Source organism: Pseudomonadota bacterium (assembly GCA_022572885.1).
In the GTDB taxonomy this organism is placed as follows: domain Bacteria; phylum Pseudomonadota; class Gammaproteobacteria; order Steroidobacterales; family MnTg04; genus MnTg04.
In genome coordinates, this window is record JACZVC010000025.1 from 22,840 (window position 1) to 42,012 (window position 19,173).

The window sequence follows — 19,173 nt, forward strand, 5'->3', positions numbered from 1 at the left end:
GCTCGGCCTGCCCGGCCTGTGCAATAATCGCCAGCCCCAGCACTGGTTTGGATCGCATTGCCGTGAGCGATGGAAAGACATACAGCGATATTTTCTCCCCACAACTACCGGCATTGCCTGCCTCGGTAGTTCGCTGGGGCCGTCTTTATGGGGCGGCGCCGGCGCTGGCAATCAGTGCCGCTGCCGATAAGCACGGCAAACCGGTCATCGTGGTTTGCAATAGCGCGGCCGAAGCGGCGAAGCTCTGTGACGAGCTCCGGTTTTTTGCCCCGCCGGACTTGCCGGTCAGTCAGTTCCCCGACTGGGAAACCCTGCCATACGATGTATTTTCGCCGCACCAGGACATTGTTTCGGAACGCCTCGCGACGCTTCTGCAAATCCCCAGCCTGGAGCGCGCTGTAATCGTCGTGCCCATCGCCACGCTGATGCAGCGCCTGGCGACACCCGCGTGGGTACGCGGGCGATCCTTGCTGCTCGAAAAGGGGCAGCAACTGGAGCTCGGCAGCTTGCAACAAGAGCTGGTTGCGGCCGGTTACCGGCGCGTGCCGCAGGTATTCGAACACGGCGAGTTTGCGATACGCGGTTCACTGGTCGACCTGTTTCCGATGGGCGGCCATTCTCCATTGCGGATAGACCTGCTCGATGACGAAATCGACACCTTGCGCTACTTCAATGCAGAGACGCAACGATCCGCGGAAAGCGTGAACCGGGTGCGGTTGTTGCCGGCGCGCGAATTTCCGCTGGACGAAAACGGCATACGGTTTTTTCGGCGACGTTTTCGGCAGCGGTTCGAAGGCGACCCCAGCGCCAGCCAGCTATATCAGGAAGTTTCGAAGGGCAATGCGCCGGGCGGCACCGAGTACTATTTGCCATTGTTTCACGAACAAATGAGTTCCCTGCTGAATTATCTGCCTGCCGGGTCCCTGGCCATCCTGCCAGCGGATCTCGACGCTGCGCTGGGCGCGGCGTGGAGCGAAATCGTCGACAGATACGAACAGCGGCGTCACGATACCGCGCGCCCCATCCTCAGACCCGATGAAATCTGCTGCCCGCCGGAAGAACTCCAGGAACTTTTCCAGGCGATGCCACGTATCGTCTGGCAACCATTCGAATGGCCGGGTGCAGACCCGGGCAATTGGCATTTTGCGAGCAACAAACCACCGGCGCTGAACCTCGACCCCAGGGCCGTGGAGCCGGCCGCGGCATTGCAGCGCTACCTCGCATCCTTCTCTGGGCGCATCCTGTTCGCGGCCGAATCGGCGGGCAGGCGGGAAACCTTGATCGAGATACTCGCCGGCCACGGCATCAGCCTGCCGGCTTGCGAGAACTGGCAGGCATTCATCGCCTCCAGCCAGAAACTGGCGGTCACGGTGGCGCCGGTCCAGCAGGGCCTGCAACTTCAACAGCCGGCACTGGCTTTGATTGCCGAAGACCAGCTTTTCGGTGAACGGGTGCGGCAAAGCCGCCGCCGGCGACGGGCCGCGCGCGATCCCGAACAGATCATTCGCGAGTTGACCGATCTGCAGACAGGGTCCCCGGTGGTGCACGAAGATTACGGTGTCGGGCGCTATCTCGGGCTGGTGACAAAAACCATCGACCAGACACCCTTGGAAATGCTGGTCCTCGAATACGCCGGCGGCGACAAACTCTACGTCCCCGTCCATGCCTTGCGACTGATCAGCCGTTATACCGGCGGGTCACCGGATTCCGCCCCTTTGCACCGGCTCGGCGGCAACCAATGGCAAAGAATCCGCCAGAAGGCGCGTGAGCGCATCCACGATGTCGCTGCCGAGCTGCTCGAACTTTATGCGACCCGCGAATCCCGAACCGGCCATCGATGCGAATACGATGAGCGCGACTATCGCGCATTTTCCGCCGAATTCCCATTCGAGGAAACCGCCGACCAGGAGCAGGCGATCGTCGAGGTCCTGCGCGACCTGCGCGATGGCAAACCGATGGACAGGGTGGTCTGCGGCGATGTCGGTTTTGGCAAGACCGAGGTCGCGTTGCGCGCCACTTTTGCCGCGATCAGCGGCGGCCGCCAGGTCGCCTTGCTGGTCCCGACGACCTTGCTTGCACAACAGCACTACCAGACTTTTTGCGATCGTTTTGCCGACTGGCCGGTCAAGGTTGAAATGCTGTCACGATTCAGGAAAGGCAAGCAGGCCAGGGAAATCATCGCCGAACTGAAAAGCGGCATCGTCGATATCGTGATCGGCACGCATCGCCTGCTCCAGCCAGAAGTCGCTTTTGCCAATCTGGGCCTGGTCATTATCGATGAGGAACAACGTTTCGGCGTGCGCCACAAGGAACGGCTCAAGTCCCTGCGCGCTGAAGTCGATGTGCTGACCCTGACTGCCACGCCAATCCCGCGCACGCTGAACATGGCCATCGGCGGGTTGCGGGAAATGTCGCTGATCGCAACACCGCCCGCCGAGCGGCACGCGATCAAGACTTTTGTCAGTCAATGGGATGACGCGCTGATCAAGGAAGCCTGTATGCGAGAAGTACGCCGCGGCGGGCAGATCTTTTTTGTCCACAATGAAATCCGGACGATTGAAAATATGGCGGCAAGGCTCGCCCGGCTGCTCCCCGATCTCAGCATTCGGATCGGCCACGGCCAGATGCGTGAAATAGAACTGGAACAGGTCATGCTCGATTTCTACCACCAGCGTTTCAGCCTGTTGCTGTGCACGACCATCATCGAAAGCGGTCTCGACTTGCCCGCCGCCAACACCATCGTCATCAATCGCGCGGATAAGCTTGGCCTGGCCCAGTTACACCAGTTGCGGGGCCGCGTGGGCCGTTCCCATCATCGTGCCTACGCCTACCTGATCGCCCCGCCCCTCTCGACGATTAGCGGTGATGCCGCGCGGCGGCTGGAAGCCATCGAATCGCTGGAAGAGCTGGGCGCCGGCTTCACGCTGGCCACCCACGATCTGGAAATCCGGGGCGCCGGGGAACTGCTCGGAGAGGAACAAAGCGGACAAATTCACGAACTGGGCTTTTCGCTATACATGGACATGCTGAAAAAAGCGGTCCATGCGATGCGCTCCGGGCAAGCGCTTTCAGCGGACGAGAATGCCAATCCGGGCATCGAAGCGGAACTGCGCGTGGCCGCGCTGATCCCCGAAGATTACCTGCCCGATGTCCACTTGCGGCTGATCCTTTACAAGCGCATCGCCAACGCGGACAGCGAGGAGGCTCTGCGGGAACTTCAGGTCGAAATGATCGATCGCTTCGGCCTGCTGCCAGCACCAAGCAAAGCGCTGTTCCGGCTGGCAAGAGTCAAATTGCGCGCCCAGGCATTGGGGATTCGCAGACTCGAAGCGACCGCGAAAAGCGGCAGTCTCTGGTTTTCCGGCAAAACGCCGGTTGAGCCGCTGACGCTGATCCAGCTAATCCGCAAGGAACCATCCCGTTATCGTCTTGACGGCCAGGACCGTCTGCGCTTCACGGTCGACATGCCCGACGAGGAAAGCCGTTTTGCGGAGCTTGAAGCCATTTTGTCTTTGTTGGCAGCCTGATTGCTGCGCACGCGATCGTGGCTGCACGCGCTTCGGCTATCGATTCAAGGCTGATTTGGCCATAATAACCAGCATGCAGCATGCAAAGTCCTATCGGTCGCGCACACCAACACTGATCACACTGGCTTTATGTTTGACGATCCCCGTCCTGGCGTTCGGCCAGGCTCAAAAAAACGATCCGCAGGCATCGGAACCCATCGAATATCCACCTCGGTACCAGGTTGAGCTTGTTGTTTTCAGACAGCTTGATCCGGCGCCAGGGAACGAGCAATTCGCCCCGCCATACGATCGGTTTGCCACCGCTTCGCTGGCTGAACTCGACGCCTTGTTGTCAGGGATCGGCGATCCTGATGGCTTCGCCTGGACAGATCCCGCTGCCATTACGGACCCGCTGTCGGTTCCGCCCGGCAACGATGAAGACGACGCACGGTTCACCGGCGGAGATCTGGCAATCGGAAAATCCGGCAGGCTTGCGGCGGGCCTCGATGAAGCCGAAGAACCGAAACCTGGAAGAGAACTGCAGATCATCGAAAATAAAGAACAATGGCAACTTGCAGATGTCGTCGAGCGCATCAACAATTCGAGGGATTTCCAGCTATTGGCTTATCAAGTCTGGCAGCAAGATGGCGTCCTGTTCGATGAAGCAGAGCCTTTCGTATTGCCAACCCTAAACAATGACGAGGGCTTGCTCGAGGGCACTGCGACTTTGAGCCTGAGCCGTTTTTTGCATTTGTTGGTGGAAATCGACTGGTTGCCGCGGGAAATGAATGAGGGTTTCGCACTGTACCCGGGACTTGCCGGCCTGATTGCAAGACCGACCCCGTATTCGATCAGGGAAAGCCGCCTGATGCAGCGCGGCGTTATCCATTATTTCGATCACCCGCTGTTTGGCGTCGTCGCGCTGATCACCCGGGTCGAAGAAGCCGAGCCGGAACTGGATGAAGACGGTAACCCGGTCGATGCCGCGGCGGTCGCTAGTTCTTGAACAGGCGGGTCAATATGCGTCTGCCTCCGCGGGAGATCGCCTCGTCGAGCGCGTCTCTGGCCTCTTCTAACGCCTGTCCGGGGACAGTCCCCGGGGCTGGCGATGCGTTAACCACCCCGACACTGATACTGACATAATGGTGAACCGCCGAATGCGGGTGGTGTATGCACAAGCGACTGACCTGGTCGACAAAACGCTGGCCAAGCTGCGCACACTGACTCTCGTCCATGTTCCTGGCCATGGCGACCAGAATTTCATTCTCGAAGCGGCCGGCCAGATCGCTTGAACGCCTGGCGACCGCTTTCACGGCACTGCCAATCTGCCGCAAGCAGGCATCGGCCGCCTGGCGGCCAAAGGTCTTGCTGTACTCGCCAAACTCGTCAATCTGGATCAGAAACAGCGCAACCGTCCCTTTGTCCCGAATAGCGCTGCCCCACTCACGGTTCAGGATGCGCTCAAAATAGCGACGCTGATACAAGCCGGTCAAACGGTCGTTACGGATCGCCGATTCAAAATCGGCCGACGCGAGGTTCTCGCTGGCAAGCTCCGGATCGTGGATCTCGCGTATATAGACCACGATATGGGAAACCTTGTTACTGCGGGTCTCTATGCAACTGATATGCATCGCGCCATGAATCGCGCGGCCATCCGGCCTGACCCCGCTGATCAGTTTATCGGTCGACGAATCGCTGCCCAGGCAACGCTCACAATCGGCAACGATATCCGTATCCGCGAAAATACCGGCGAATTCATCCAGGCCGTTGTGCTGAAAACCGGATTTTGGCACGCCGGTCAGCCTGGCTAGTTCGTCATTGACAAATACGACCGGCCGCTCGTCTGAGCTCACATCGATAACCATTACGCCTTGGCCGCTGGCGTCGATCACTGCCTCCAGCGCGGTAACGGTGAGTTGCTTCACCCGGCTGCTCCAGACTTCAGGTTCAAAATCAGCCCGCCAGAAACTGCTGCAAAAGTTGCATAAATATTGCCATTCCCTCGGCTTTTGTCACTTCGATTTCCATATGGATACTCCCGCTGCCGATGCCCGCCGCCTGGTTTACGACAATCCCGCAACAAGCATAAGCGACCCCGATTTCCCTGGCCAGCGCCGCCTCGGGCATGCCGGTCATCCCGACGATATCGCAACCATCCCGTTTGAGCCTTTTGATCTCCGCAGCCGTTTCCAGCCGGGGACCTTGCACCACGCCATGGATGCCATCGGGAATTATCCCTATGCCTGCAGTCGATGCCGCGGCGCATAATCGCTGTCTCAGTTCCTCATCATAAGGCGGCGAAAACTCTATATGCTGCAGATCCTGCCCGGCGCCATCGAAAAAGGTCTGATCCCGCCCGTGCGTGTAGTCGATCAGGTCGTCCGGGATAATCAGGCTTCCGCTGACGCAACGCTCGCTGATGCCACCGACGGCATTGACCGCGAGTACCCGCTCCACCCCGGCATGCTGGAAAGCCCAGAGATTGGCTCGATAATTAATCAGGTGAGGCGCGATGCTTTGTCCCTTACCGTGGCGAGCCATGAAGATGACCGGCTCGCCGAAAAGCTGCCCATGCACCAGGCGATTCGACGGTTCACCATAAGGGGTCGTTTCACTGCTCGCACGAGATCGCTCGAATCCCGGCAGATTGTCCATCGCTGAACTGCCAATAATGCCCAGGGCGCTCACGAAATCCTCCGGCTGTCCGATGTGTTGTTGCTGCCCGCTGTATTTTTCTCAGGCGTCCAGCCTCAGCCCGGGTTGAGTCTCGGTACGGCTGATCATCGCTGTCGCTTCCTGCCAGCGCTCGCTGGCAAAAAGCTCATCGCGGGTCACGCAGTTTTGCCCGTGCAACCGGGTCAGGCGCAACGCGCTGACGGGATTGTCATACACTGACAGTTCTTCCACAACTCCAATTGCGCCGCGACGATCGTTACAAACCAGGACCATGTCCGCACCGGCAGCCAACGCGGCGCGCGCGCGATCTGGCAGACCGCCAACCCCGGCCGCGCCTTGCATGCATAGATCGTCAGCAAACACGACGCCGTTAAATTGCAGTTTCCCCCTGAGTTCGTCGTTGATCCAGTAGCTCGAAAAAGACGCGGGCAGCAAATCCATCCGCGGATACACGACATGCGCAGTCATGACCGCGGCCAGACCGCGATCTGTCAGTTTTTGGTAGGGAAGAATATCCTCGAGTACATCGCCATATTCGCGCCGGTCCCGCGGCAATGCCAGGTGCGAGTCGGCGCTGACCGCTCCGTGACCCGGCCAGTGTTTGCCCACAGCCGCCATGCCCGCAGATTTCATCGCGCGCATATAGGCGCCGGCAAGTTCGGCTACGCGGTTCGGGTCGCTGTGAAACGAACGGTCGCCAATCACCTCCGACAGACCCCAGTCGAGATCGAGGACCGGCGCAAACGAAAGATCGACGCCACAGGCCCTGAGCTCGGCTGCCATAACCCAGCCACAACTTTCTGCCAGCAACAGCCCCTGTTTCCGGTCCAGATCGGATTGCCTGCCCACCAGGTGCGCGGCCGGCAAGCCAGTCAAGTCCTTGCGGAACCTTTGTACCCGGCCGCCTTCCTGATCGACTGCGATCAGCAACGCCGGGGTTCGCAAACTGTGAATGTCACCGCCCAGGATTTGCAACTGATCGGGGTCCAGGTAATTCCGGCTGAACAAAATTACTCCGCCAACCAGCGGATGGACCAACAGGTCGCGATCCTCGGCGGTCAACTCGGGACCTTCGATATCCAGCATCAGCGGGCCCAGCGTCACAGCTTTTTCTCCCCGGGAATGGTTGCTACCGCCTTACAAACAACGCGATCGCCTCCGCATGACTGGTGTGCGGAAACATGTCCATGATTCCTGTCGCCTTGAAATCATATCCCATTTGCACCAGGCTGGCGGCATCGCGCGCAAGGCTGGCGGGGTTACACGAAACATAGACGATACGCTGAGCCCCTACAGACGGCAGGAACGGAATAATCTGACCGGCTCCGCTGCGCGGCGGATCGAGTACCACGCAAGGGTACTGGCCGGTCATCCATGGCTCTTCGGCTGATGGAAAAAACAAATCGGCCGGCAGAAATTCCGCATTAGTGATCTGGTTGCGGATCGCGTTGCCGTGGGCGCGTTCGACCAGGCCCATGTCTCCTTCGATGCCGGTTACGCCGGCGCAGTGCCGGGCCAGCGCCAGGCTGAAATTACCAAGACCGCAAAAAAGATCGAGCGCCTGCTCGTTATCGCGTGGCGACAACAACTCGAGCGCCAGCTCGATCATTTTCTCGTTGAGCGCCCCGTTTACCTGGATAAAATCGACCGGCGAAAATTCCAGTTCCAGGTCGAAAGCCGGCAGGCGGTAACGCAACGGGTCTTGCCCCTCGATCAGGGCCTGCACGCTGTCGAGACCACCTTCCTGCAGGTAAAACCGCACTTGGTAGCGCTCGGCAAATTGTCTCAGTGCTTCGAGATCGTCCGGTTCTGGCGGATCGAGGACACGAAGAACCAGCGCCGTGGCATTATCCGCAACCGCCACTTCTATTTGCGGAATCCGCTCGCAGATGCTGAGCCCGTCGATTAACTGGCACAGCGGGCCAATCAGCCGCCCGACATTGCCCGCGAGAATTTCACAGCCGTCCATGTCGGCGACATAGGATTTGTAGACCTCGCGAAAGCCGACCAGCACCCTGCCCTTACCGGCGACTTTCTTGACCCCCAGCCTGGCGCGACGGCGGTAACCCCACCGTGGACCGGACAAAGGCTCAAGCCAGCGTTCCGGCTCCAGCTCGTGTTCGGCGAGAATTTCACGATACCAGCCCTGTTTGAGCACGATCTGCTGCTGAGCGTCTATATGCTGCATCGTGCAACCGCCGCAGTTGCCGAAATGCGGGCAACGCGGCTCGACCCGGTGCTCCGAAGGTCTGAGCAGTTCGACAATTTCCGCTTCGTCGAATCCGCGCCGGCGGCGCCGGCGCTTGAAAGTGACTCGTTCGCCCGGTAGCGTATGGTGCACCCTGGCCGACCGGCCAGGGACATCGGCTACACCACGCCCCTTGTGGTCGAGGCGAATAATATCAGCGGTTTGCTCGGGACGAGACGCCAGACCACGGCTCATGGGTGCTTGCCGTTCGCTTGCCAGGCGCTCAGGAATTCGCTCAGATGCGGATGGCCGGATTCCGCCAGTTCCTTTGCCAGCAACTCGTGCTCCCTGGCGAGCTTTGCGCCGTCGATGCGTCCCCTGATCATCTCAAACTGCAGATAAACGAGATAAGTATTGAGTACATCGGCCTCACAATAATGACGGATTTTAACGATCCCGCCATCGACAAAACATGGCCAGACCTGGTCCCCGCTCATCCCCAGTTTACCGGGAAAGCCTAGCATCAGCGCGATATCCTGCAACGGGGCACGGCCCCTGGGCTGGTACCCGGAAATGACATCCATCAGATCGGTATGCCGCCAATGAAAACGGCTTTGGTAATTATTCCAGCGGAAACTCTGGTCGTCGTCGCCGGTTTCCCAGTACCTGGGTGCACTCACGCCGTGCAGCAAACTGCGATAATGCAGGATCGGCAAATCGAACCCACCGCCATTCCATGACACGATTGTCGGTGTGAATCGTTCTATGCCGTCGAAAAAACGCGTAATGATCTCTTTTTCGTCTGAGTCTTCTTCACCCAGGCTCCATACCCTGAAACCCGAACGGTTGCGCATAGCGACCGCAATGGCCACGACCCGGTGTTGATGCAGAGGCAAAAATTCACTACCGGATTTTTCCACCTGCCGGTGAAACATCGCCTGCGCGATCTCTTCGTCTCCCAGGCCATCGAGACTGAATAGCCGGCGACCCAGATCGACGTCCGGCACAGTCTCGATATCGAACACCAGGCAATCAAGCATTTGAGATTCCCGGCGCCTGGTAATCCGGGTCTTTCATCAGGACCGCCATCGCCAGCACCATGCCGTCTTGATCGCTCAGGGAAACAAAGCCACCGCCTATACCCAGGCGCCGGCAAACCGCAAGACCCCGCACTGAAAAAACAATCTCAGGCTTACCCCGCGCATCCTGAACGATGCCGACATCGCGTATCCATACACCATGGGAAAAACCGGTGCCCATCGCTTTGACAACCGCTTCCTTGCCGGCAAAACGCATGGCCAGAAAACGGGCCTTGCGTTTGACTTTGAGGAACTGCTTTTTTTCTTCCGGCAACAACAGGCGATCGACAAAGCGTTCACCGAAGCGGCGATAAACATGCTCCACCCGTTGCGTATTCAACAAATCGGTTCCGATACCGAAAATCATCGGTGGCGGGCTTCCATCATCAGGTGTTTCATTTCTGAAACCGCAGTGCCAAGACCATCGAAAACGGCCCGGGCAATTATCGAGTGGCCGATATTCAATTCGGCAAGTTCTTTGATCGCCGCTACCGGCACAACATTGTGATAATGCAGACCGTGACCTGCATGCACCGACAGACCCATACTGGCCGCCTGCGCCGCCGCGGTAACCAGTCGTTGCAACTCCCCGGGCCTGGCTTCTTCGCCGCTATCCGCGTAGGTCCCGGTATGCAACTCAACGACTTCAGCGCCGACTTCCAGCGCCGCTTCTATCTGCCGTTGATCAGGATCGATAAACAGCGAGGTCCTGATACCATAACCGCGCAGGCGCGCACACGCATCCTTGATCAATGCCACTTGGGCGCACACATCAAGGCCCCCTTCCGTGGTCAGTTCCTCGCGCCGCTCGGGCACCAGGCAACAGTCGGCCGGCCTCGTCCGTTCGGCGATATCCAGCATTTCTTCGGTCGCCGCCATTTCCAGGTTCATGCGGGTCTGCAGCACGCCTTTGAGGTTATCGAGGTCCTGATCCTGGATATGCCGCCGGTCTTCGCGCAAATGCAAAGTAATGCTGTCCGCCCCCGCCTGCTCCGCCATCAACGCGGCATAAACCGGGTCTGGATAGCGGGTGCCGCGCGCCTGGCGCAAAGTCGCCACATGATCGATATTGACGCCAAGCAGAATGCCGCGCAGGTTTTTGTCACTGGTACTTACCATGAGCGCATAGAATACAGTATCTGCCTCGATTTCAGCGGTTTATCACCGAGGTAATAATCCAGCGTATGGCGCAGGAGGCGCCTTGCATCTTGCAGGCTGCGCGCATCCGTGAGGTCCTCTCTGGCCAGTGACAACAACGAACGACCAGCGTAACTGGCCGAATTTTCCGCCACCGAAAGTTGCGGCCCGCGCTCAACCTGGTATGTGTATTGGCGGCTCGCATCAACCTGGTGACTGTCACCGGCGGTCTGCTCCAGATTCAAGCCATAACCCAGGCATTCCAACAGTCTTTTTTCGAATATTCTCAGGGCGCGGGATTGATTTTCACCCTGGTCCAGACGCTCCAGCGTGGCGTGGTATATCGCAAACAATTCCGGGTGAGGATCGTGTTTCTGGGTAAGGCGGAGCAGAAGTTCGTTCAGGTAATAGCCGGAAAACAATACTGACCCGGTTAATGCAAAGGCCTCGCCGGCAGCCTCTACCGAATTCAAGGTCTTCATTTCACTGCGCCCGGACCAGGAAACCAGCAATGGCCGAAATGGCTGGAGCAACGCCCCCTGACCGCCGCGCCTGGAGCGGATACCCCGTGCGACCAGGCTAACCCGGCCAAATTCAGCGGTCAGCAAATCGGCAATTCGACTGCTGTCCCGGTATGGCCTTTGGTGTAGTACAAACGCAGCATTCAGTTGCCCGCGCCGTCCAATACTCACTACAACTCATACCCCATGCTTTTGAGCGCCATTTCATTGTCCGCCCATTTTTCCTTGACCTTGACCCACAGTTCCAGGTGTACCGGTTCCCCGACAAAGCGCTTCAGGTCCTTGCGTGCCGCTTCGCCGATTTTTTTCATCATACTGCCTTTGGCCCCGATCACTATTTTCTTCTGTCCGGCCCGCGCTACCCAGACCAGGGCGGAAATTACATATCCCTTGCCGCCTTTTTCAAAGCGCTCGATCTGCACGGTCGTTCCGTAGGGCACTTCCTCCTGCAACATCAGCATCAACTTTTCGCGAATAATTTCCGCGGCCCGGAATTCGCGACTGCGATCGGTAAGCTGCGAACTGTCGAACAAAGCTGGAGATATCGGCAGCCTTGGCAGAATTTCGGCGCTGAGGCTGTCCAGGCCGATCGATTTCCTCGCCGACACTGGTACGATGGCGATGAAATCCGCTTTCTTGCTGAGCATCGCAATGAATGGCAGCAGCTGCCGCTTGTCCCGAACCTGGTCGATCTTGTTGATGACCAGAATAACGTCCCGATCGCGGCTTTGCAGAATTTCCAGCACCCGCTGATCCTTTTCATTCCAGCGTAAAGCTTCGGTCATGAACAAAACCAGGTCAGCGTCGTCCAGCCCGGCTATCGCCGCTTGGTTCATCAGCCGGTTCAGATAGCTGGAGTCGTTGCGGTGCAGACCGGGCGTGTCGACCAGGATCAACTGCGCATCCGATCGGGTGACAATCCCCAAAATGCGGTGCCTTGTGGTTTGCGCCTTCGGCGTTACGATGCTGATCTTTTGGCCGACCAGGCGGTTGAGCAACGTCGACTTGCCGACATTGGGCCGGCCTACCAGCGCAACGAACCCACAACGAAATTCTTTAGCCATGATCGATTTTTTCCAGGACATTCGCTGCCGCGCGCTGTTCGGCGCGCCGCCTGTTGCTACCCGTGCCAGATTCCGCCAGGCCGAGATCTGCAGCATTGCAACTGACCCGGAAAGTCTGCTCGTGCGCCTGTCCCATTGTCTCCGTTATCTGGTAAACGGGCAACGCCAACCCTCTCGATTGCAAATACTCCTGCAGGCGAGTCTTGGGATCTTTTAGTTCGCCGGTCGACCCATCCACCATGCGCTGATAAAAAAGCGAATCGACGATTTCTTCAACCGCATCCAACCCGCCATCGAGATATATTGCGCCAAACAAAGCTTCCAGGCTGTCTGCGAGTATGGAATCCCGCCTTATACCTCCTGATTTCAATTCGCCCGAGCCCAGTCTGAGCTGTGCGCCAAGATCCAGTTCCACGGCGATTTCAGCCAGCGTTTCTCTGCGCACCAACGCCGCGCGCCGGCGCGTCAGCTCTCCTTCACTGGCCCCTGCAAAAAAATGATAGAGATTTTTTGCCACCAAAAAACCGAGTATCGCATCGCCAAGATACTCGAGCCGCTCATTGTTGTGACCACCCGCGCTGCGGTGGGTCACCGCAGCCAGAAACAGGCTGGCGTCAGAAAAGCGGTAATTGAATGTCTGGGCTAACCATTTGGCCGGCAGATCCGCCGCCTGTATCACCGCACGATCTCTACTGTCTTGCTGAAATCCACGACAAAATTAATATTCGCAATATATGGCGCTTTGTGCGCGTATTTTACCTGCAATATATAGCCACCGGTGTCGCTCTTGCTCAGATGAATATCCTGAACGCGAATAATCGATACGGCTTCGACGTCAAAACGTCTCTGGATAGAACGCCTCAACATCCCCAGTTCCACCGACGTGCCATCGAATTCTTTCTTGGCGCCATCAAGGACCGATACGATTTTCATGTATTCCAGGTACACAGGCGTCAGGCGGAGACCTGCGAAAACCAGCATGCCCGCCAGCATCCCAATCACCAGGAACCCAAGAAAGGTCATTCCATTTTGTTTGTTACGCATGACTCTCTCCTGTTGGTAACGACTATTTTATTTTCTCGCCTACGCGATGCCAAAGCGGTCCATCCTCCGGGAAATTCCAGTTCATCCAGATACTGACCGCCCTGCCGACCAACTGCGATTCGGGGATCGCGCCGACACCCGGAAACCGGCTGTCCCTGCTGTTGTTGCGATTGTCTCCCATGACAAAATAATGCCCCTCCGGAACCTGCCATTCGCCTTCACGGCTGTATCGTTGGGGCACCAGGAGCAATTCATGCTCGATATCGCCAATCGACTCCACCACCAGGTTAGCCTGGTAGCCAAATTCCCGGTAGGCGCCACGCATATTTGTCGGCATCAGGTCGCCGTTGATATACAGCCGGTTTGCTCTATACGCAATACGATCGCCCGGCAGACCAACGACGCGCTTGATGTAATTCGTATTTGGCTTCGCCGGCAGACGGAATACCACCACATCCCCACGCTCGGGTTCATCGATTTCGACTATCTTCTTGTTTATCACTGGCAGACGTATGCCGTACGCGTACTTGTTCACAAAAATAAAATCGCCATCGAGCAAGGTCGGCATCATCGAATCGGAAGGAATCCGGAACGGTTCGAAAAGGAAAGACCGGACCAGCAGGACGACAAGGATGACCGGGAAAAAAGTACGGCAATATTCGACCAGTGTCGGCTCGTTCGCCGACTCATCGACGGCTGCCCGCCTGGACCGTAAAACCAGCACGTCAAATAGCCAGACGACGCCGGTAAACAGCGTGGCAATCGACAAAATCAGGGCAAAATCAAAAACCATCTAAGCAACCTCTGCGTGATTCCGGGGCAGTATTGGCTATTTCTTCTCCACCTGCAATACTGCGAGAAAAGCTTCCTGCGGGACTTCCACCGAACCGATCTGCTTCATTCTCCGCTTGCCGGCCTTCTGTTTTTCCAGCAATTTACGCTTGCGGCTGATGTCTCCACCGTAGCATTTTGCGGTCACGTTCTTTCTCAGCGCGCGGATCGACGCACTGGCGATTATCTTGTTCCCGATCGATGCCTGCACGGCGAAATCGAACATTTGCCGAGGCAGAAGTTTGCGCATCTTGTCCACCACTGCCCGGCCTCGCCGATAGGCGGCATCGCGGTGCACGATAACCGACAGCGCATCGACACATTCCTTGTTGATCTTGATGTCCAGCTTGACCAGTGGTGCAACCTGAAACCTCGCAAACTGATAATCAAACGACGCATATCCCCGGCTGACAGATTTCAGCCGATCGAAAAAATCCAGCACCACCTCAGCCAGCGGCAATTCGTAACCCAGTGAAATCTGGTTACCGAGGTATTGCATGCGGGTCTGTACGCCCCGCTTTTCGATACAAAGTTTAATCACCGCGCCGACATGGTCCGGCGGCACCAGTATGGTTGCTTCAATAATCGGTTCGCGAATCTCGCTGACGAGGTTACTTTCAGGCAAGCGGGCCGGATTATCGATACGCAAGGTTTCCCCTGCGCTGGTGAGTACTTCGTAAATAACTGTAGGCGCGGTCGTTATCAGGCTCAGATCGTATTCGCGTTCCAGCCGTTCCTGGATGATCTCCATATGCAGCATGCCGAGAAACCCGCAACGGAAACCGAACCCGAGGGCGCTTGAGTTTTCCGGCTCGTAATGCAGCGCGGAATCGTTAAGGGCGAGTTTTTCGAGCGCATCGCGAAAATTCCCGTAATCGTCTGATAAAATCGGGAACAAGCCCGCAAAAACCCGCGGCTGCACCTTTTTGAAACCCACCAGCGGCTCCGCACAGGGGTTTTTCTCCAGCGTCAGCGTGTCACCGACCGGAGCCCCGTGCACTTCCTTGATGCCGGCGATGACATAGCCAACTTCACCCGGTCCAAGTTCGTCGGTGTCCGACATTTTCGGCGTAAACCGGCCGATTCGATCCAACTGGTGGCTTCTGCCGGTCGACATGACCTTGAACTTGTCTTTTTTTCTCAACACGCCGTTGACGATGCGCACCAGCGAGACGACGCCAACATAATTATCGAACCAGGAATCGATAATCAGCGCCTGCAATGGCGCTTCCGGGTCGCCGCCGGGTGGCGGCACCCTCACCAGCAATTGTTCCAGCACCTCGCGCACGCCGGCACCGGTCTTTGCGCTGATTTGCAGCGCGTCACTGGCCTCGATGCCGATAATCTCCTCGATTTCCCGGATAACCCGCTCCGGTTCGGCCGATGGCAAATCCAGCTTGTTGAGCACCGGCACGACCTCAAGACCCTGCTCTACCGCGGTATAACAATTGGCGACGCTCTGGGCCTCGACACCCTGTGCAGCATCGACCACCAGCAAAGCGCCTTCACAGGCCGACAGCGATCGCGAGACCTCATAGGAAAAATCCACATGGCCGGGCGTATCGATAAAATTCAGCAGGTATTCCTGACCATCGTCGGCCAGGTAATTCAGGGAAACCGCCTGCGCCTTGATGGTTATGCCGCGCTCCCGCTCCAGATCCATGGAATCCAGGACCTGGTCGGCCATTTCACGGTCATCGAGCGCGCCACAGATCTGGATAAACCGATCCGCGAGGGTGGACTTGCCGTGGTCAATATGCGCGATGATGGAAAAATTACGGATGCGCTCGCGATCCATGCTGAAGAACGCTCCAATAGGGCAACAGTCGGGGATTATAAACGCTGGTGGCCATACCTGCTCGAATACGCGTTATTTAGCGGTGGCGACGCAGGCTTTGCGCGACCAGGTCCGGGTCTAGATGCCCTTCGCAAAGGATTTCTCCGTGGCAAAGCAACACCGGTATACGCGTGCCAAAACGGTGCATCAACTCGGCATCGCCGGCGATATCGACGACCCTGATGCTGGCTTGGTGGGCCTGTAACAGCGGCTCCAGCCGAGCCAGCATCTGGTCGCAAAGGCCGCAGGCCTTGCCGCTATACAAGACCAGTTCCACGCCCATGTCAGCCCGGATTATTCATGAATAAGCCGAGCTAGGATTCCAGGATGACCGGCTGAAACCGGCGGCTGCGCGCGATCCGCTCCCTGAAGACATGCAATAAGACGAAACTGGCGAGCAAGGCAAGACCGCCGAGCAATAGCGCGGGACCATCGCCGCCCAGTAAATCGCCGATCAGCGCACCGGCAATCAAGGCAAGCAATGGCAGCAAGTACATCAGGCACGCGGCGCCAAGCAACGCCCCCTCGGAAATGCCAAGCTGGACCTGATCGCCCACGCTGATACCAGCGGACACCGGTACGCGCAACTGAAACAACCGGTCGCCAAGCAGCCTGCTGAGCAAGCCGCCTCCGCAACCCTTACCCTCGGCGCAGCGTGCACACCCCGCACGAGATTCACAACTGACCCAGGCAAACGGGCCGGCGATACGCACCACGCAGCCGCTTTCCCTGATCATCGGTTCATGGCCGAACCTGTTACTACCGAACTGGCGATATCGCGAACGGTAACCGGCGGGACTTCGCCGATGGCGGTTACCAGGTGCTCCTTGACCAGCAACGAGTACGCATTGGCTGCGCCCAGCCTGGATGGTCCGCTGCGCGGTTTCTCATCCGGCCCCGGCTTTTCCACGAAGACCGAAACCGACGCCAGGCCATCGCTAAAGAGCATGTGGACGACCGGCTGGCTTGCCTGCGGCTGAGCGTCCAGCCTATACATTGCCAGGACGAAGCCCGCGGGCAGATTGCCGGCCCGCCAGGCCTGTACCACATCGCCCCGCGTTTCCTTCTCCTGACGCTCTGGATAGCTCCAGCGATAACCGGTGGCATCTATGCCGGACTGCACGGCAGCTTCCGGAATTTCATCCGGAAACTCGATACTGGCAAACCTCATCTGTTCGATAATCTGCCCCTGGCCACCACGTACCTGAGAGATCAGCGGCAGACCGGTCTGCTCGTCCAGCCACAACCGGTACCCATATCGAAAATGATCCTTGGGGCTGACATCGACAATCACGACGGCACGGTTTAACACGCTCTTGCCGGTTTTTACGCTGAGCAAATAGTTTTGCAACACCTCGTCGCTGAGCGCAGGGATTGCACCCAGCAATGGCTGGTGCCCGCTTCTTTGCTCCACGACCACCGACTCCGAATCGGGGAAAAAACAGACGACCTTTTCGCCACTGGAAATAATTTCACGGCCAATGCCATCCAGTGCTATCAGCCTTTCTACGGCATGGCCATCGTGTACCCGGTGGATGACTTTCATCGGGTCGACCTTGCCGTCACGCAGGCGAACGAAAACGCCCTGATAATTCAGGGTGTTTAATGCGTGATCCATTTTGCGCAGCCAGTCAACGGCTTCTTCGGCCGGCGCCGCAAACGGCAACAGACACAGCAATACCAGCCATTGAATCCTGCGCATCCTGATCATCGACCCGAACTCTCATCCTTTGGCTCCGCCCCCGAGCCTGCCTGCTCGTTAATACCGGCGGTAGCATCCTCCTGGCCGATGATCTCATACAGGACATTTCGCCGAACCGGGGATGGCGAAAACTCGCTGTGATCCATCAGGTAACCCGCCAGCCTTGCCGACACGCGCGGCTCTCGGGTGATCGAACCGGAATCGGGCGGCACCGTGTAACTGGGCACAGCCGTCTCGGCGATAGCCGGCGAACCATTCCCCTGCGACCAACCCGCACCCGGCAGGTTGACGATCGCCAGCGCCGCAACACTGGCCGCGATCGCAAAACCGAGCAGCGGCCGGATCAATTTGTGATTGCCAATGCGCGGCCCGCCCTGGTGTGCAGCCTCGCCATCCAATTCAGTGTTTACCCGGTCGGCCAGGCCGAGCGCCAGCAAATCGTGTTTACCCGCGCGCATCGCGTTACCGATCAGCGCGTAACGGCCGAATTTCCCGCGGCTGACCGGATCGAGGCATAGCCGGGCAAGCAGCGAAGGCTGCTCCCGGGATGCCAGTTCATCATCGATTAGCGCCGACAATCGATCGCCGGCCAATTCCTTGGTTTGCATGTCTTTTTTGATCCGTTTTTCGTTCATTGTTCAATCCAGCAAAGGCCTGATCTTCTTGTCGATCGCCTCACGGGCCCTGAATATCCTCGATCGTACCGTGCCCACCGGGCACTCCATGGTTTGTGCGATCTCCTGGTAACTCATCCCTTCCACGTCTCGGAGTAAGACGACCTCCCTGAATTCATCAGGGAGCGATGTGATGGCTCGGAGAACCTCCCTGTCAGGGATTCTTTCCATCAGGCGCTCTTCGAAAGCAGGGGTTGAGACTTCTTTGGGGATCGATTCCGGGTCCTCGATTGAAAAACGCAAGCTGCTCTTTTTGAGCCAATCCCGATAGAGATTGTGCGCTATTTTCAATAACCAGGACTTAAGCGAGAAATCAGGGTTATATGAGGAGCGGTAACGAAAGGCGCGGAGAAAGGTCTCCTGGGTGAGATCCTCGGCCGTTTGCGGGTCTTCACAAAGGTGATACAAGAAGCGGTAGATGTCTTTCAAAAAATGCGCAGCCTTCTTCTCGAAGTTTCTTTCAGTCATTATCTTCAATAAATACCGTTCGTCGGGAAAGATCAAGGTCGGTCGGGAATAATTCACGTCATTTTGCAGTAGTTTTATTAAGGAGAAGTATGAAAATGGAAACGGACGAGTGTAAACAATTAGAGTCGATCATCGATCTCTATCTGGACGGACAGCTCAGCTCGGAGTCCCGATCTGCACTGGAACGACATCTTTCCAACTGCCCGCTCTGCCTTCGGAAATTGGAAGGTCGACGGATGTTGGTGAAACGGATCCACCAGGCGGGATGGAATGTGGAAGTCCCGCCCCATCTGGCCGCGAAAACACTCGAGAGTGCCCGGGGTGAGCTCCAATCACTGTCTCACTCCTATCGCAAGTGGATGGGTCTGGCCGCAGCCCTGTTGCTGGTGATTATGGTGAGCTTTTGGTTCTATACGCAGCCTCTGACCTGGAAGGCAGGCCAGATC

21 protein-coding genes are annotated in these 19,173 nt (G+C 57.6%); 3 read left to right on the forward strand and 18 right to left on the reverse strand.

What is annotated here, in order from left to right:
- Positions 1 to 47: 47 nt before the first annotated feature.
- Entirely contained in the window at positions 48 to 3,527 is a 3,480-nt protein-coding gene (mfd, locus tag IIA05_09945; protein MCH9027425.1) for a transcription-repair coupling factor, read from the forward strand.
- Between the two features lie 133 nt (positions 3,528 to 3,660).
- On the forward strand, positions 3,661 to 4,512 hold the full coding sequence (locus IIA05_09950; GenBank protein ID MCH9027426.1) for a hypothetical protein: 852 nt from the start codon (positions 3,661 to 3,663) through the stop codon (positions 4,510 to 4,512).
- On the opposite strand, the gene IIA05_09955 is transcribed toward IIA05_09950, so the two are convergent.
- The 18 genes from IIA05_09955 to IIA05_10040 form a co-directional block, all read right to left on the reverse strand.
- On the reverse strand, positions 4,502 to 5,431 hold the full coding sequence (locus tag IIA05_09955; GenBank protein ID MCH9027427.1) for a diguanylate cyclase: 930 nt from the start codon (positions 5,429 to 5,431) through the stop codon (positions 4,502 to 4,504). The genes IIA05_09950 and IIA05_09955 overlap by 11 nt on opposite strands.
- Positions 5,432 to 5,459: 28 nt before the next feature.
- Positions 5,460 to 6,194 carry an S-methyl-5'-thioinosine phosphorylase gene (locus IIA05_09960; GenBank protein MCH9027428.1) on the reverse strand — a complete coding sequence of 245 codons (735 nt, stop codon included), beginning with the start codon at positions 6,192 to 6,194 and terminating at the stop codon, positions 5,460 to 5,462.
- Positions 6,195 to 6,242: 48 nt separating this feature from the next.
- Positions 6,243 to 7,286, reverse strand: coding sequence for a beta-N-acetylhexosaminidase (gene nagZ / locus IIA05_09965; protein ID MCH9027429.1), 1,044 nt, complete (start codon positions 7,284 to 7,286; stop codon positions 6,243 to 6,245).
- A 25-nt stretch (positions 7,287 to 7,311) separates the two neighbouring features.
- Positions 7,312 to 8,625 (reverse strand): 23S rRNA (uracil(1939)-C(5))-methyltransferase RlmD, encoded by a 1,314-nt coding sequence (rlmD, locus tag IIA05_09970; GenBank protein MCH9027430.1) that lies wholly within the window; start codon positions 8,623 to 8,625, stop codon positions 7,312 to 7,314.
- A complete protein-coding gene (locus IIA05_09975) occupies positions 8,622 to 9,410 on the reverse strand; it encodes a 3'-5' exonuclease (protein ID MCH9027431.1) in 789 nt (262 codons plus the stop codon). The genes rlmD and IIA05_09975 overlap by 4 nt, the downstream gene beginning before the upstream one ends.
- On the reverse strand, positions 9,403 to 9,816 hold the full coding sequence (acpS, locus tag IIA05_09980) for a holo-ACP synthase (protein MCH9027432.1): 414 nt from the start codon (positions 9,814 to 9,816) through the stop codon (positions 9,403 to 9,405). Before acpS ends, IIA05_09975 begins: the two co-directional genes overlap by 8 nt.
- The gene (gene pdxJ, locus IIA05_09985; GenBank protein ID MCH9027433.1) at positions 9,813 to 10,568 is read right to left on the reverse strand and encodes a pyridoxine 5'-phosphate synthase; all 756 of its coding nucleotides are present in this window, start codon (positions 10,566 to 10,568) and stop codon (positions 9,813 to 9,815) included. The genes acpS and pdxJ overlap by 4 nt, the downstream gene beginning before the upstream one ends.
- Entirely contained in the window at positions 10,562 to 11,278 is a 717-nt protein-coding gene (recO, locus tag IIA05_09990; GenBank protein MCH9027434.1) for a DNA repair protein RecO, read from the reverse strand. Before recO ends, pdxJ begins: the two co-directional genes overlap by 7 nt.
- A complete protein-coding gene (era, locus tag IIA05_09995) occupies positions 11,278 to 12,267 on the reverse strand; it encodes a GTPase Era (protein MCH9027435.1) in 990 nt (329 codons plus the stop codon). The genes recO and era overlap by 1 nt, the downstream gene beginning before the upstream one ends.
- On the reverse strand, positions 12,164 to 12,832 hold the full coding sequence (rnc, locus tag IIA05_10000; GenBank protein MCH9027436.1) for a ribonuclease III: 669 nt from the start codon (positions 12,830 to 12,832) through the stop codon (positions 12,164 to 12,166). Before rnc ends, era begins: the two co-directional genes overlap by 104 nt.
- A 14-nt stretch (positions 12,833 to 12,846) precedes the next feature.
- On the reverse strand, positions 12,847 to 13,215 hold the full coding sequence (locus IIA05_10005; protein MCH9027437.1) for a DUF4845 domain-containing protein: 369 nt from the start codon (positions 13,213 to 13,215) through the stop codon (positions 12,847 to 12,849).
- A 22-nt stretch (positions 13,216 to 13,237) separates the two neighbouring features.
- On the reverse strand, positions 13,238 to 14,008 hold the full coding sequence (gene lepB / locus IIA05_10010) for a signal peptidase I (protein MCH9027438.1): 771 nt from the start codon (positions 14,006 to 14,008) through the stop codon (positions 13,238 to 13,240).
- Between the two features lie 36 nt (positions 14,009 to 14,044).
- Positions 14,045 to 15,844: an elongation factor 4 gene (gene lepA / locus IIA05_10015; GenBank protein MCH9027439.1), complete on the reverse strand. Its 1,800-nt coding sequence runs from the start codon at positions 15,842 to 15,844 to the stop codon at positions 14,045 to 14,047.
- A 76-nt stretch (positions 15,845 to 15,920) separates the two neighbouring features.
- Positions 15,921 to 16,166, reverse strand: a complete 246-nt coding sequence (locus tag IIA05_10020) for a glutaredoxin family protein (GenBank protein MCH9027440.1) — start codon at positions 16,164 to 16,166, stop codon at positions 15,921 to 15,923.
- Between the two features lie 31 nt (positions 16,167 to 16,197).
- Positions 16,198 to 16,620, reverse strand: coding sequence for a SoxR reducing system RseC family protein (locus IIA05_10025; protein MCH9027441.1), 423 nt, complete (start codon positions 16,618 to 16,620; stop codon positions 16,198 to 16,200).
- Entirely contained in the window at positions 16,617 to 17,594 is a 978-nt protein-coding gene (locus IIA05_10030) for a MucB/RseB C-terminal domain-containing protein (GenBank protein MCH9027442.1), read from the reverse strand. The genes IIA05_10025 and IIA05_10030 overlap by 4 nt, the downstream gene beginning before the upstream one ends.
- Entirely contained in the window at positions 17,591 to 18,220 is a 630-nt protein-coding gene (locus IIA05_10035) for a hypothetical protein (protein ID MCH9027443.1), read from the reverse strand. Before IIA05_10035 ends, IIA05_10030 begins: the two co-directional genes overlap by 4 nt.
- Before the next feature lie 3 nt (positions 18,221 to 18,223).
- Positions 18,224 to 18,727, reverse strand: a complete 504-nt coding sequence (locus IIA05_10040; GenBank protein MCH9027444.1) for a sigma-70 family RNA polymerase sigma factor — start codon at positions 18,725 to 18,727, stop codon at positions 18,224 to 18,226.
- Between the two features lie 89 nt (positions 18,728 to 18,816).
- Between IIA05_10040 and IIA05_10045 the strand changes: the two genes are divergently transcribed.
- Positions 18,817 to 19,173: zf-HC2 domain-containing protein (locus tag IIA05_10045; protein ID MCH9027445.1), on the forward strand; the 357-nt coding region annotated here is incomplete at its 3' end.

Coding starts and splice junctions, on each gene's coding strand:
- rlmD (MCH9027430.1), bottom strand. CDS start 8,625: ATGAGCCGTGGTCTGGCGTCTCGTCCCGAGCAAACCGCTGATATTATT.
- IIA05_09975 (MCH9027431.1), bottom strand. CDS start 9,410: ATGCTTGATTGCCTGGTGTTCGATATCGAGACTGTGCCGGACGTCGAT.
- acpS (MCH9027432.1), bottom strand. CDS start 9,816: ATGATTTTCGGTATCGGAACCGATTTGTTGAATACGCAACGGGTGGAG.
- pdxJ (MCH9027433.1), bottom strand. CDS start 10,568: ATGGTAAGTACCAGTGACAAAAACCTGCGCGGCATTCTGCTTGGCGTC.
- era (MCH9027435.1), bottom strand. CDS start 12,267: ATGCTGCAGATCTCGGCCTGGCGGAATCTGGCACGGGTAGCAACAGGC.
- IIA05_10005 (MCH9027437.1), bottom strand. CDS start 13,215: ATGCGTAACAAACAAAATGGAATGACCTTTCTTGGGTTCCTGGTGATT.
- lepB (MCH9027438.1), bottom strand. CDS start 14,008: ATGGTTTTTGATTTTGCCCTGATTTTGTCGATTGCCACGCTGTTTACC.
- lepA (MCH9027439.1), bottom strand. CDS start 15,844: ATGGATCGCGAGCGCATCCGTAATTTTTCCATCATCGCGCATATTGAC.
- IIA05_10020 (MCH9027440.1), bottom strand. CDS start 16,166: ATGGGCGTGGAACTGGTCTTGTATAGCGGCAAGGCCTGCGGCCTTTGC.
- IIA05_10025 (MCH9027441.1), bottom strand. CDS start 16,620: ATGATCAGGGAAAGCGGCTGCGTGGTGCGTATCGCCGGCCCGTTTGCC.
- IIA05_10030 (MCH9027442.1), bottom strand. CDS start 17,594: ATGATCAGGATGCGCAGGATTCAATGGCTGGTATTGCTGTGTCTGTTG.
- IIA05_10035 (MCH9027443.1), bottom strand. CDS start 18,220: ATGAACGAAAAACGGATCAAAAAAGACATGCAAACCAAGGAATTGGCC.
- IIA05_10040 (MCH9027444.1), bottom strand. CDS start 18,727: ATGACTGAAAGAAACTTCGAGAAGAAGGCTGCGCATTTTTTGAAAGAC.